The 12,979-nt window shown below is 44.5% G+C and carries 11 protein-coding genes; 4 read left to right on the forward strand and 7 right to left on the reverse strand.

The features are described from left to right. Window positions 1-30: 30 nt before the first annotated feature. Entirely contained in the window at window positions 31-1,083 is a 1,053-nt protein-coding gene (locus tag P0M28_RS08255) for a FecR family protein (RefSeq protein WP_302209306.1), read from the reverse strand. A 190-nt stretch (window positions 1,084-1,273) separates the two neighbouring features. Here P0M28_RS08255 and P0M28_RS08260 point away from each other — a divergent pair, with 190 nt between their 5' ends. Further along, window positions 1,274-2,776 (forward strand): DUF1961 family protein, encoded by a 1,503-nt coding sequence (locus P0M28_RS08260; RefSeq protein ID WP_302209307.1) that lies wholly within the window; start codon window positions 1,274-1,276, stop codon window positions 2,774-2,776. 21 nt (window positions 2,777-2,797) lie between these two features. On the opposite strand, the gene P0M28_RS08265 is transcribed toward P0M28_RS08260, so the two are convergent. Beyond that, the gene (locus P0M28_RS08265; protein ID WP_302209308.1) at window positions 2,798-4,498 is read right to left on the reverse strand and encodes an alpha-L-fucosidase; all 1,701 of its coding nucleotides are present in this window, start codon (window positions 4,496-4,498) and stop codon (window positions 2,798-2,800) included. 112 nt (window positions 4,499-4,610) lie between these two features. After that, window positions 4,611-5,258 carry an RNA polymerase sigma factor gene (locus P0M28_RS08270; RefSeq protein WP_302209309.1) on the reverse strand — a complete coding sequence of 216 codons (648 nt, stop codon included), beginning with the start codon at window positions 5,256-5,258 and terminating at the stop codon, window positions 4,611-4,613. 157 nt (window positions 5,259-5,415) lie between these two features. Here P0M28_RS08270 and P0M28_RS31065 point away from each other — a divergent pair, with 157 nt between their 5' ends. After that, window positions 5,416-5,529, forward strand: a complete 114-nt coding sequence (locus P0M28_RS31065) for a type IV toxin-antitoxin system AbiEi family antitoxin domain-containing protein (RefSeq protein WP_367281903.1) — start codon at window positions 5,416-5,418, stop codon at window positions 5,527-5,529. 131 nt (window positions 5,530-5,660) lie between these two features. On the opposite strand, the gene P0M28_RS08275 is transcribed toward P0M28_RS31065, so the two are convergent. The 3 genes from P0M28_RS08275 to P0M28_RS08285 form a co-directional block, all read right to left on the reverse strand. After that, on the reverse strand, window positions 5,661-5,813 hold the full coding sequence (locus P0M28_RS08275) for a hypothetical protein (protein ID WP_302209310.1): 153 nt from the start codon (window positions 5,811-5,813) through the stop codon (window positions 5,661-5,663). A 1-nt stretch (window position 5,814) separates the two neighbouring features. Continuing rightward, on the reverse strand, window positions 5,815-5,994 hold the full coding sequence (locus P0M28_RS08280) for a hypothetical protein (RefSeq protein ID WP_302209312.1): 180 nt from the start codon (window positions 5,992-5,994) through the stop codon (window positions 5,815-5,817). A 141-nt stretch (window positions 5,995-6,135) separates the two neighbouring features. Next, complete coding sequence (locus P0M28_RS08285) at window positions 6,136-7,419, reverse strand: site-specific integrase (protein ID WP_302209313.1); 1,284 nt, start codon at window positions 7,417-7,419, stop codon at window positions 6,136-6,138. Window positions 7,420-8,168: 749 nt separating this feature from the next. Between P0M28_RS08285 and P0M28_RS08290 the strand changes: the two genes are divergently transcribed. Both P0M28_RS08290 and P0M28_RS08295 read left to right on the forward strand, forming a co-directional pair. Beyond that, complete coding sequence (locus tag P0M28_RS08290) at window positions 8,169-10,226, forward strand: IPT/TIG domain-containing protein (RefSeq protein ID WP_302209314.1); 2,058 nt, start codon at window positions 8,169-8,171, stop codon at window positions 10,224-10,226. Window positions 10,227-10,235: 9 nt separating this feature from the next. After that, the gene (locus P0M28_RS08295) at window positions 10,236-11,489 is read left to right on the forward strand and encodes an FG-GAP repeat domain-containing protein (RefSeq protein WP_302209315.1); all 1,254 of its coding nucleotides are present in this window, start codon (window positions 10,236-10,238) and stop codon (window positions 11,487-11,489) included. Here the strand turns inward: P0M28_RS08295 and tnpC are convergent. Then, complete coding sequence (gene tnpC / locus P0M28_RS08300; protein ID WP_302209317.1) at window positions 11,469-12,950, reverse strand: IS66 family transposase; 1,482 nt, start codon at window positions 12,948-12,950, stop codon at window positions 11,469-11,471. The two genes, P0M28_RS08295 and tnpC, sit on opposite strands and share 21 nt — an antisense overlap. Between the last annotated feature and the right edge of the window lie 29 nt (window positions 12,951-12,979).

The raw sequence follows: 12,979 nt of genomic DNA on the forward strand, positions 1-12,979 counted from the left end.
TACTTTAGGATGGTGAATAGTGAGAAGATGTTACTGCTGGGTAGTCGTCTTCTTTTGAATAGTAATGGTGTGTTCATCTTTAGTAATAATTAGATTAAAGGATTCAGATAAAAAATCTAGCAGCAATTCAAGGTTAGCTTCGGTTAGTTCAGCCGTAAATACCCGATCGGCAATAGCAGGCTGCTCAAGTACTACTCGGTAGCCGTAGGTATCCTCAATCATCGTGAATATTTCTGATAGCGACGTTTTGTCAAATACCCACTGGCTGTCAGTCCAAGAGGAATATACCCGGGGATTAACCATCTGGCGAGTGAGTTCATTTCGGTCCTGAGAGTATACTGCCAGTTCGCCCGGCTCAATGGTTGCGGTAGCGGTCGTATCCGAAGTTGCTTTCCTGTTTGCCTCTCCGACGGACCAGTTGAGACGAACACTTCCGCGTTGGAGCATGACGGCGGTTTTGCCCCGGCGGTTGTTTACATTGAATTCGGTACCTAATACCTCAATGGCCAGATCGTTGGCCTGAACAATAAATTTTTGCTGATTTACCTGGTGAGTAACTGAGAAAAAGGCCTCCCCTATCAACTCTACTTGCCGTGGACTGTCTTGATCCCAGGACCTAGAATAGCGAAGTTCTGAGTTGGCGTTGAGTATCACTACCGAACTATCGGGGAGCACAATGCGCTCTGACTCACCGTAGGCTGTTTGGTACGAATGGGTGCCCAAGGCTATGAACCAGTAGATCGATATAAGCAAAATTCCTATTACGCTAGCGGCTGCCCAGTACCACGACTTGAGTCGGTGAACCTTCTGAGAGGAAGAAGGAGCAGAAAGCTGGGTGGAAGATGGCTCAGCGTTCGCTTGAGCAAGGGCCCTCTTCAGGATACCTTCCCGATCAATGGAACTGCTTTTAGGAAAGTTCATGTGCTGTAGAACAGCTCGGGCTTGTTCAATAACTGGTTTCGCTTCAGGGTGCTGAAACAGGTATTGTTCCCAGTAACGATCTAGTTCCGGAGTGGGATTGGTAACCCACGCTCGGAAACGGTCGTCCATCATAAGAGAAGTCAACGAATGCTTATCGTCCATTTTTAGGCGCTGTGGTGATAGTGGTGAGCGTGAAAGTGATATGCTCTTGTTAGTAAAGTGCTCGCTATTCAGACGATTACATCAAACCCGGTGAAAAATTTTTTATTTTTTAATTAATTTCACTAAATACTTGCTTTTACTGCTATTTTTTCAATAATTACCCGCCCTACTTATGCAAATCATCATCAATATGAATTATACTTACTCTCTATTTGCCCACTTTCGTCACCTCTGGCGAGGCATTTTACCGATCTTCACTGGAATAGTTATTTCCCTTACCAATGTTTGTGCTCAGGATGAACCTACCACTTTTCACGCTAGCCTGTGCGATAGTACCCAAGCAACAATTGCCGGGTCGCACCGCTTTGCAACGGTTAAAGGGTGGTGTGGATATCTACCCACGAGTATTCACACGCAAGCAACCGTAGTACCCACCGTCCATCAGCAACCAGCCGGTTCTTTCTCCTTTTGGTTCTCGCCACTAGAAGACCTTGACTTTTATCCGGATAAGCCAATGGGTAGCACCCCACCCCCTCACTATTTTCCCCTACTATCTGACGTACCTCCCACGCAACCACTCGCCGAAGTATCGTATGGTCTTTACTGGACGGCAGGCTATCCCCAGTTTCTAGGCAAGTTTAAGGCTGGCTCGGTCTGGGGTATTATGGACTACGGACTGGCCCCCTTCGTTTACGCCGAGCATTTACCACTTCGGCGAGGGAATTGGTACCATGTAACCCTAACCTGGGATAAGCCGAAGCAGCAGCTCCGGCTCTACGTGAACGGAGTGCGAATGGGGTTTCTGGATCAGGCGGGTAATTTTGACCCAGTTCCGGATACCCTCTTTGTAGGAAACCCAATGATGGTGATGAGGGATCTAACTTTTACCAGCGAGGTACCGACCGAAGACGAAGTACGCGATTTCTATCAGAACAATCGTCCCAAACAGAATGAACTGGCGGACGAAGATATTGCTAAAGCAGTGTTTGTGTACGAAAAACCACCCTTGAACCTTAAGCGGGATAGCAGTTGGCAAGAAACATATACCTGCGATTTTACAAAACCGGAAGATGTTGATACTTGGCTCTTTCAGTCGGGAGACAAATTCCGCGATAAATTTGAATTGCAAACGTCTGACGAAGGACTACTGATCAGGACCCCAGATATCATCGATACCGAATCACGGATGTACTTATGGAGCCCCCGAACCTTCTCCGGTGACTTGTGGTTAGAGTTTGATTTTCAGGTAGTATCGGATCAGGGGTTGGCGTTGGTCGCTATCTGTGCCAGCGGCCCGCGGGGAGAAGATTTTACACAGGACTACGGTATTACTAAGACCGGCAGTATGCAGTTTATGTTAGATGATATCCGAGATTACCACTGGGAGTTCATGCGTCGGGTAGAAGTGATGCGTACCGACGTTGAAACCCAGTACGTGGCCAAGAACCCCTGGCATTGGCGCATGCACTATAGCGTATTTCCTCGCCTGGAGCAAAATCAGTGGCACCGACTGCGCCTAGTAAAAATAGGCAACCGGCTGCACGGGTCAATTAACGGCGAAACGATATTTGACGTAGAGGATGACGCTTCACTTAACAACGGGCCAGTGCTGAGTTTAGGAAGAATCGGTATACGGCAGATGTACAACACAGCCATGCGCTATCGGAATTTGGTCGTCTACAGCAAACCATAAAAAGTTATCACAGAGTTATTGTTACTCACTAAGCGACTCTACCCCGCCCTCTAGCCGAAGGCCATCTTGGTAGAGTACCGCTCGGTATTCTACGCCGCCCTCCAGAAAGGACGGATTTGCTACTTTCGCTGAGCCGGATTCAGTGGTAGGTAACCGGCCAAGTTCGGGGTCGGTGATCTCCAGCTGGTAGGCTCCGGGTTCTTTCACCGGAAACAGGCTGGTCGATTTCCACGAAGGGTCAAAATTCTCGCTCAAAGTACTCTGCTTACGCCGATACTCAAAACCACCCTTAAAGGCTTGTCCACCGCCAACTTCACTAATCTCCAGGGCAAACGTGATCGTGCCGTCAGCATCCACCCGAGCGGGTTCGGTGGCGAAACGAGCTGGACGGAGGGCTGGCTCTACGTTTTCCAGCTTTACCACAATAGGATTAGGCCACTGGTGGTTGTTGTAAATTCGCTGAGCGCGCACTACCGAAACAGTAAGTCCTTCGTCGGTAGCCTCGAAGCGAGCGGTGCCATCTGTATCGGGCTGGTACTCAACAAGGTTTCCGGACTGCCCCAGTACGCTGATTTTGGTGTCGGCGGTGGCCTTGACCGACCGCAGCAGAAACTCCTTGCGGTCACCCCGCGTCCAGTTAGGCTGATTGGTAAGGTACGCGTATACGGTATTATTTTCTCTGTGCCGGGTGAACCAGATATCACCTTCGTGACTTACCGCCCAAGGTCGCACGTCTTGGATTGCCTCCTGGTTTACAAAGTTCCAAGCGGCTATTTCGATCAATCGCCCTTGTTGGCCTTCGTTGAGGTCGCCCCAGGGACCGGGCCCCACGTTGAGTAGGAACGAGCCTCCTCTTGCTCGTGCCTCAATGAGCAGGTTAATCAATAGTGTACCCGATTTGTAGTGTTCATTGGTGGGCTTATAGTTCCACTGCGTACCCATCGTCATACAGCTCTCCCAGGCAGTTTCAATTTCTTCACCAGGCACCGACTGTTCGGGAGTAGGCAGCGCACCACGGGTGATCAGGCAATTAGGCTGGTTCTCCCACACCAACTCTTTCACTTCTTCCAGCATCACTTCACTGTCAATGAAGAAGAGATCAACCTGGCCGTAGTTCTTAGTAAGTTCATTAATCTGCGCTCGGGTATACGCCAGGTATTTGTCGTGAATTTGAGGAGCACTCTTCCAATGGTTAACCCGACGAATGTCTTTTACCCCTTGCTGGTAGTAATACAGAAAATCTTCGGGCGAATAGTAAAATCCTACGGCCAGCCCATGACGACGAAGTGCTTCCACCAGTTCGCCCAGAATATCTTTTTGATACGGCGTATTAGTGACGTTGAAATCGGTAGTTTCGGTATCCCAAAAGCAGAAGCCAGCGTGGTGCTTAGTAGTAAAAACAACGTACTGCATGCCGGCGTTTTCAGCTAACGTAGCAATTTTTTCGGGGTTCCAGTCAACAGGGTTAAAGTTGCGGGGAAGTTGCTCAATATAGCGATCAACGTAGTCTTCGGAGGCTCCGACCAGACTATGACTAATCACCATACCCAGTTGGCTGTCAATACCCCAGTGGATAAACATCCCGAAACCCGCATCCTTCAGCCATTCTTCGCGTTCGGGTTTGTTTTTGTTACTGGCACTGGCCTCCTGAATTTGACCATGAGCAATATGTGTCATTACCAACGCAAAAAACAGTATTAAGTTAAAATAGAGTAGTTTCATAGTGTGATTATCCATTTTGAGTTCAAATGGCAAATTTCACATAATTAACGATTTAAGCAATTAGTACCTTCTGGATGGTCGAGAATTAGGAGTCAGTTTAAGTACTGACAAGTTATACGCTAGGCTCAAGAAGAGCCGTTAGAAAACCACGAAGTGAAGCTAAGGCCCGGTACACCAAGTTGTAAACCGAACGTGTTTCCATCGCCATAATTTCGCCAATTTCCTGATAGCTAAATCCATCGTAAAAATACAAAGTAATGGCCTCCTTCTGCCGGTGAGTTAGCTGATTAATAGCTTGCAGCAATTGCTGTCGCTGTTGTTGAGAAACATGAAGATCAATTAAGTCAAACTCGGAAGATAGTGTAATCTCAAAATTGTACCCTTCCGCTAACCCATCGTCAGATGAAAGAGACTGCTGCTGTACCAGCTTCTTAATTATTTTCCGTTTAAGTGCCTTAAACAGATAGAACTTCACCGCATTGACCTCAGGTAACTGCGCTTGGCGCGTCCATAGTTCGGCAAATAGATCCTGTAAGCAGTCTTCAATAAGAGCAATATCGTCAGTGAGTCGCTCACCGTAGTGGTACAGCCTATCAATGTGGCTGTAATACAATAGTGTAAAAGAATGCTGATCTCCCGCTCTAAAGGCTTCCCACAGGGCACTAGCATCTTCAGCACACCGAATAGAGGCAGTTATAAGCTCTTTATTGAGGTTCTCAGTGAATTTATCAGACGTAATTTGAGAAGAAATAGTGTGCATTCTTGTACAAAGATGCTAAACAGCAGTGTAAAATCGATTAAATTTTGAAAATTTAATAAAAAGAAGCAAAGAAATATTGTTCGTTATAATTATTTTCAGGTTATCAAAGCACCCTCGAGGACTGCGTGACCACTTTGATCCTGATTGCAGAGCGGTAATGGAGTGCCTGTATGTGACACCTAAAGAGCAATCATTACTGGAGTGCTACAAACTGATAGGGAGTTTAAACAATCTACCACCTGTAAAGGTGCAGGCCCTACTTCAAGCCTGAGAAAATAGATGTGGGAAGTGGAAAAAGAAGCTTGGCTAAAAGTGAATCTTATGTAGCCAAATACCAGATTACCGTCCCGAAGTAACTGGGAAATTATGACTAATGAAATGTACCACAGGCAAGTAGCCTTACTACTTAATGTGCTTCCGAAAGTAGCCATTGTATTCAAAACTGAATGACTTTTTACCCTTACCGAAGTGGGCGGAGAGAAGCCCCATTAAAACCGGACCTGCCAGGCCTTTCCAATCAGCGTACACGTAGATATCGAATTTGCCCTTCGCCACACTACAGTAGATTTAAGTCTTGCAATTTTCTGCCGTAAACATCATCTCCAGCGAGTTTTAAGATGTCTTCTTGTAAACTCAGCACCCGCAGTACATTAAAGTAAGAATCCATCGCCACGCTGGGCTCGCTCTGCTCTATTTTATAGAGCGTAGATCGATCAACACCCGCTCGTTCCGCCATCTACTTCGCTCATCATTTTGCGATGGCTAGGCATCAATACGACCTTCTTGGCTTTCAAGTTGTTGCTTGTTTTCAGCAAAAATGCCTGATATGTTGATAATAAACAGCATACTCTGCTCTCAATAGCCAAAAGTTAGCGTACTATTGCAGAATTTGGTCAGCCGCATCATCTAACACTTCCCTATCGAAATCGTCAAAATACGCTTCAGTGGTGTAGTAGTTAGTATGACCAAGCATATCTCCGATCTGCGCTTTAGAAACGCCTTTATGAAGTCCGGCCGTGGCAAACGTGTGGCGTGCCACGTAGGTAGTGAGGTTTTCGCTGATTCCTAATGACTTACCGATGGTAATTAGTCGCCGGTTGTGATTGCATAATCGGTTTTTGTACACCTTGTATATTCGCTCCTCGTCTTCCAGGCTAATGACATCACGCATGATAGGAAAGGCCAACCCCTGGTCACCGCGGGGATCGGCGTAATAATCCAAAATTCGCCGGGCTTCTTCGGTAATTTTTAAGTCAAACGCTTTGACACTACTTCCTCGCTTCGTTTTCCTTCGTTTGTATTTTAATCGGCCATCGCTAGCCGCTGAAGTAGGAAGAAAAGCCAAGTCAATAAAATTCATACCCCGCATGTTAAACATAAACAGGAAGTAATTTCGGTGATGCCATAACGATGATCCTTCGGGATAAGAAAGCTTTCGGATGGCCTCAATTACGTCGAGCTTGACCGCCCGTTTCTTAGCCCGTTCGGTTCGGATAGAATATTTCCCCCGTCCGAAGGGATAATCATCCGCAGATAATTCAGTATCCTTGTCTTTGATCGCCAGGTTGTACACCCTTCTAATGGATCGCAATCGTACTCCCAAACCATTAACTTTATTTCCCTTGCCTAGGTAATCGGCTTCTAGGTCTTCCAGAAATGTTTCATTGATCTCAGAGATGTACAATTCATCATTTCCGTGGAATCGCAAGAAAAGCCCAACAGCATCCTGGATGGCATTAGCCATGCCAAAGCGCTTGGCTTTCTCGTAGCGGGCGGTCACCTTTTCTCCGTAGACCTTCAGTAAGGTTTTGCCCGTATGTTTCTCCAAGACCGGAGCAGGAATAGCTTGTTTAGCCGAGTCATCCAGCCTTTCCTGGATAAGTTCTCCTACTTGGCGAACCGTTAGATTGTATAAGAGTGGTTCCATCTGTAGCAGTACTTCCGAGGCAACGGACATTTTCTTTCTGAGGCGTGTGTTCTCTCGGGTGGCATTGCCAAAAGTGCTCTTAATCACCTTTTTGCTATCATTCCACTCACTCGCTGCCAGTTTGTAGCCCGTGGGTAAATCCTTACGATTACCCTTGTGGGCTACGCGAAGTACCAGCGGAAACCGCTCAGATTTTTTGTTTCTGGTATCTAGAAAAAGAGAAATAGAAGCCATATCTTAAGATTTGTAATTGGAGTCTAAGATACGGATATGGTGGATAAGACAGAAAAATATTTGCCCGTTTTTTGCCCGTTTTTCGTAGTTTTTAATGGATTCAAATGAACTCTATCAGTTTTCAAATTTTCATTATCAATTGATTTTCAGATAATTATGATTTTATACAGGACATAGAAAGCCAAATGTATACTGACTGTTAATCAGTAGGTCCTTGGTTCGAGCCCAAGAGGAGGAGCTTCACACTCAGGCACTTATGAGAGATCGTAAGTGCCTTTCTTTTTTTGGTTTACACAAAATTTACATATTTTGTTAATGCTAAAGCACTAGAAGATTTTTCAAAAGAATTCCAACTTTTTTCGTACCAATAAATATTCGTTCAAATCTGAATGATTTTGGTATTCACCACTATGACTAACCACTTTCACTTATTTAGATAGTAGCCTGAAAAACACCATCGGCCAATAGCATCATTGTAAAAGTAGCAGTGTACCTCGTAGGCTTTGAGTTTATCCGATACCTTGCTACTTAAAATAGTGGTACGGCTCAGTATTATAGATGAAAAATCCGACCTAATCTAGTCCTGTAACGTAAACCAGCTTAAAAAATCCACTGTCTATTCAAAAAGTATTATGCGACTATGGTCTTAAAAGCAGACCTATTAACTATATTTATTTAATATAAATTTGTAATGAAATTTTCATATGTAGGCTATATTTAATTATTTTGCATTTCGTATATAAAATAATATGCCTACTAAAATTATTCTATCATCGCTAATACTGTGTATAATACTTCTTGCAGCCTGTCAGGAAGAAGAAGTTGAGACATCAACCCCGAGTGTTACCGATTCATTGCCTACAGCATCACCTTCCGTGGTTACCTTAGATGCCAAGGTATTTGACGAAGGAGGGGTTGTACTGAGTGGAGAATTGATTACAGACGGGTCTATTAGTGATTATGGTTTTATCTTTTCTGCTGATAGCATATTTGACGAATACAGCGATAATCTGATTTTTCTAGAGGATCCTCCTAAATTGGGTAGGTTTGAAGCGTCTATTTTATCCAGTTTACGAGGCGAAACAACTTATTTTTTTAGAGCCTTTATTAAGTTTGGAGAAGAAACCATATACGGTGAGACTAAGAAGTTTGAGTCTTCGGGAAGCCGATGCCCTATTATCTCTCGTATTGCTCCTGAGCAGGGACATTTAGAAGATACAATTCAACTCTTCGGTAAGTATTTTGGTACTTCTACCTATTCCTCATCTACTCACGTGACGTTTTCCAATCAATACTCGCGTATTATTTCTATTGACGATAGTGTAATTACTTGTGTGGTTCCGGAAACAATTGTAGAACATCAGCATCGGGTAACTGTGACATCAATGGGAAAAAGTGCGGCAATTCCATTTTCGCTTTATTCTCCACTCATAGAACTTATTGAACCTGCTTCAGCCACTTTTGGTGATACACTCAAACTGTTTGGACAACACTTAGATCATGTTGCTGAAAGGAATACGATTATGCTTGGGAATGCTAAAGCGGAAATAGTTACTTCTCAAAGAAACAGCTTAGAATTTATTGTACCAGATGAACTGGCTGAGAACATTCCTTCCTTGCAATTGACTTCCCAATTACAGACAGTAAATGCCCCCGCTAGCTTTAGTATCATTCTTCCAGAAATTGTGAATGCACCCGAATGCAGTAATGCTTACGAAGAAATTACATTGGAAGGTAATTACTTTCATCCTGTGTCTCATCAAAACAGGGTCTTCATTGAGGGAGTAAAAGCGGAAGTTCTTTCTGGTACTACTCAGCAACTAATAGTGCGGGTTCCTTTTGGTCCTTTTCCTAATGGGTCAGGAAGAATAGATATTGGTGTTACGGATACAGTAGTTACGACCGAACAACAAATTTGTATTCAAGACCCTTGGTTAATGATTTCTAATAGTCTTCCATTTAGCTTCTATGGTGATGTAGGAACCTTTACAATAAACAACAGGGTCTTTGTTGTCTCCGATCCTGAAGACTACCAAGATCAAAATCTGTACTTATGGGAATTTGATGAAGAAACTATCTCCTGGACGAAAGAAACTATACCTTTTAATGTGCAACACTCCGGTACCTGCGTTGGAAATGGATCAAAAGGGTACGTATATACTGCTACTTCAACAGATAACTTTTGGGAATATGATCCTGCCACAACAACCTGGACACAAAAACCCGACTTTCCTGGTGCGCGACGCGACAAGCCTACATCGTTTTCTGTAAACGGGAACGTATACGTTGGCCTGGGAACTGACTTTGAGCCCTACTTTGAGGTAGATTACTTTGATTTCTACAAGTTTGATGCTTCGTTAAACCAGTGGATAAAAGTTAGTGACTTTCCCAACGACCCATATACTAGGGGAAGAACAGAGGCTTCTACCTTTGTTATTGATCAGGCTGCTTACGTAGTGGGCGGAGCCCGTACTACAGGCTCTTACAGTGCGTGGAAGTATCAGCCTAGCGAAGATCAGTGGGTAAGTATTGCTGATTTTCCGGATGCCCGTAACTATACTAGTGCATTTAGCCTGGACGGAAAAGGGTACATTGCTAACGGAAGTCCGGTAGGTGGAGGAGAAAGAAAAGAATGTTGGGAATATAATCCGGCATCGAATACGTGGAGTCCATTCTTTGATATAGGACATAAAAGTCGTTTTCGAGGGTTCGCATTTGTGATAAATGGCACTGCTTATGTTGGAGGTGGATCAGGCGGAAGGTATGATGACCTTACTGAATATGAACTTTACAAATTGAGAAAATAGCAGCTGACTATGAGAGTTTATCTACCTACCATAAATATATTACTTGTACTTTTAAGCTATCAGTCTTATTCACAAGAGGATCCGCAACTTAACTGGCAGTTTGGTATGCTTGGCCATGATTTGGGGGAAGGAGGAATCTTAGTATCAGATATTGATGGCGATGGAACTAATGAGATAATTTCTTCTGGGAGATACAGTCGTGATTATTGGGAGCCTTCTGATTTTTTTACTGTAGTATCCTACAACCAGGTGGAACAAAGGTATACAACAGAATGGATTAGTAGTGTCATTGCAGCCAAGATTAGTAGTATGACACTGTATGATTACAATCAGGATGGAAGTAAGGAATTGTATCTTGGGTTAGATGATGGAATAATAGCAATATACGATCTAAAAACATATAAACGAGTTCGAACGCTTGATACTTCCTTTAGAGGTAAAGTTTCGGTTTTTGACCCACCTAATATTATTCGGCATATTGAATTTGGTGATGTAGATAATAATCAATTTATAGATCTGGTAGCTACCAATGGTGATACTACCTACATATTCAATAATGATTACACATTAAAGTTCAAAATACCCAAAGGAGCTCCTCATTTTAAAATTGGGAATATTGACTCTGATAATAAAAATGAGATAATCTACTCTGACGGCGATATCGTTGAGATAGTAGATCAAAATGTTCAGCAGAAGTATACTTTTTTCACTGAAGATGTTGGCCTCGATATTGGGTTAGCTCAAATAGATGATGATGGAATATTGGATGTGGTATATGGGTCAAATAACTCTATATATGCCTATAATTTTAACACTAATCAACTCATTTGGGAAAGTTCTTGGGAATCCCCTGATCAAGAGCACTATGTTACGGGGATATGGTTGGGTGATTACAATGAAGACCAAAAAACTGATGTTTTAGTAGGAGACCAACGAGAAGACCTAATATTCGGAATTAATGGTGAAACTGGGAAAGAGGAATTTACATTAAAAGCAAAAACACATGATCCACCTGTTAATGTAGCAGTAGCTAACCTTGATACGGATGCTGCCTTAGAAATCGTCTGGTCAGTAGGAGCTGCCTGTACGTGCAGTGACCATTTTTTTATAGTTGATTTAGAAACCGAACTCCAGGAGTGGCAAAGCCGCCACTGGTACAGTGATTTCAAGGCCTTCGATGTGGGTGATGTAGATAATGATGGTGATAATGAGATCGTTGTAGCTAAGTATCCCTACGGTGAACTAGACAGCGATGGTGCTTAGCCTCTCTTCTTGCTTGGTTAGCCGGGGTTTCCATCGGTGGGGTAGCAGTTCGTCTATCTGACTGATAGGATGATCAGGCAACCGTTCCAGAATATCTTTCAGATAGCTATAGGGTTCGATGTTGTGAAGCTTACAACTACCCAACAGACTATAGAATACCGCGATACGTTGAGCGGCCGCATGGCTACCGGCGAACAGGTAGTTTTTCCGGCCCAAAGCAATGGGGCGGATAGTGTTTTCTATGAGGTTATTATCGATCTCCAACCGCCCATCGCTGGTATATAACGATAAGGTTTTGATACGACGCAGCGAGTAGGTGGCGGCTTTACCGATCAGGCTTTTAGGCAATACACTGGTTGCTTGTTCCAGTAGCCAGGCGTGTAACTCTTCCAGTACAGGTACAGCCTGCTGTTGGCGTAGTACATAGCGTTGCTGGTCGGACAAGTCGGCTTGCCGGGCATGACGTTCTACGGCATAGAGCTTCTGTATTTGGGATAGGGCATGTCCCGCCCGTTCGGCATCGCTGTCCAGGGCTTTTTCAAAATACCGTCGGGCATGGGCCATACAGTGCAGCAGGGTAATATCATCGCGCTGGGCATTCAACCACTCATAGGCTTCATAACCATCGGTTTGCAAATAGCCTTGAAAGTTTTTCAAGCATTCTTTAGGCCCTTCCCTGCCTCGTCCGGGCTGATAATCAAAGAAGACCAGCCGGTCTTTCACACTATGATACGCCCATTGATACCCCCGGTGGGTTTTCCCTTTCTTTTTCTTGTCCAATACTGGAATTGGCGTCTCGTCCGCTTGTAAGTACGTCTGGCTGAGCACACACTGGCGCAAGGCATCATAGAGGGGGGTAAGTAGCTGGCAGGTACTACTCAACCAGCCACCTAGTGTGCTTTCTGAGAGCTTGATGCCTAACCGCTCGTAGCGCTGTACCTGCCGATAGACGGGAAGATGATCCACGAACTTATCCATCAGGATTTGCGCCAGTAGCCCCGAGCCCGGTATGCCCTTATCAATCGGGCGGTTGGGTAAAGCAGTCATATGAAACGTTTCCTCATTACTCACGTAACGAGGTCGGACGTAACGTCGCACAAACAGTTTAGCTGGTTCATAATCTAGTTCCTCGCTCACTTGTTCTCCGATTTTCTTCATATTGGACGTGTCTTCTTCGGGTTCTAGTACGACTTCTACACGGGGCAGGTGAGCCGGTAGCAGTTTCCGCGATGGGGGCGTAACCGTAGTTGATTTAGGGACTTTTTGTGAGTAGGTCTGTTTTTCAGGGGTTGCTCTTTTTATATCTGGTTCCTCGGCTAGTAAACTGAGTTGCCCTTCCCCAGATGACCCTATGAAGCGTTCGCTACCGAAAACCAGCCGCTTCAGTTCGGCCAACTCTTGGCGTAACACTTCGTTCTGTTCACGCAAAGCTTGGTTCTCAGCCCGTAAAGCAGCATCCATTGGGACAAACTTAAGTGCACGCACTGAAA

The organism is Tunicatimonas pelagia (genome assembly GCF_030506325.1).
In the GTDB taxonomy this organism is placed as follows: Bacteria; Bacteroidota; Bacteroidia; order Cytophagales; family Cyclobacteriaceae; genus Tunicatimonas; species Tunicatimonas pelagia.

Coding starts and splice junctions, on each gene's coding strand:
- tnpC (WP_302209317.1), bottom strand. CDS start 12,950: ATGGATGCTGCTTTACGGGCTGAGAACCAAGCTTTGCGTGAACAGAAC.
- P0M28_RS08295 (WP_302209315.1), top strand. CDS start 10,236: ATGAGAGTTTATCTACCTACCATAAATATATTACTTGTACTTTTAAGC.
- P0M28_RS08270 (WP_302209309.1), bottom strand. CDS start 5,258: ATGCACACTATTTCTTCTCAAATTACGTCTGATAAATTCACTGAGAAC.
- P0M28_RS08280 (WP_302209312.1), bottom strand. CDS start 5,994: ATGGCGGAACGAGCGGGTGTTGATCGATCTACGCTCTATAAAATAGAG.
- P0M28_RS08290 (WP_302209314.1), top strand. CDS start 8,169: ATGCCTACTAAAATTATTCTATCATCGCTAATACTGTGTATAATACTT.
- P0M28_RS08260 (WP_302209307.1), top strand. CDS start 1,274: ATGAATTATACTTACTCTCTATTTGCCCACTTTCGTCACCTCTGGCGA.
- P0M28_RS08285 (WP_302209313.1), bottom strand. CDS start 7,419: ATGGCTTCTATTTCTCTTTTTCTAGATACCAGAAACAAAAAATCTGAG.
- P0M28_RS08255 (WP_302209306.1), bottom strand. CDS start 1,083: ATGGACGATAAGCATTCGTTGACTTCTCTTATGATGGACGACCGTTTC.
- P0M28_RS31065 (WP_367281903.1), top strand. CDS start 5,416: ATGGAGTGCCTGTATGTGACACCTAAAGAGCAATCATTACTGGAGTGC.
- P0M28_RS08265 (WP_302209308.1), bottom strand. CDS start 4,498: ATGAAACTACTCTATTTTAACTTAATACTGTTTTTTGCGTTGGTAATG.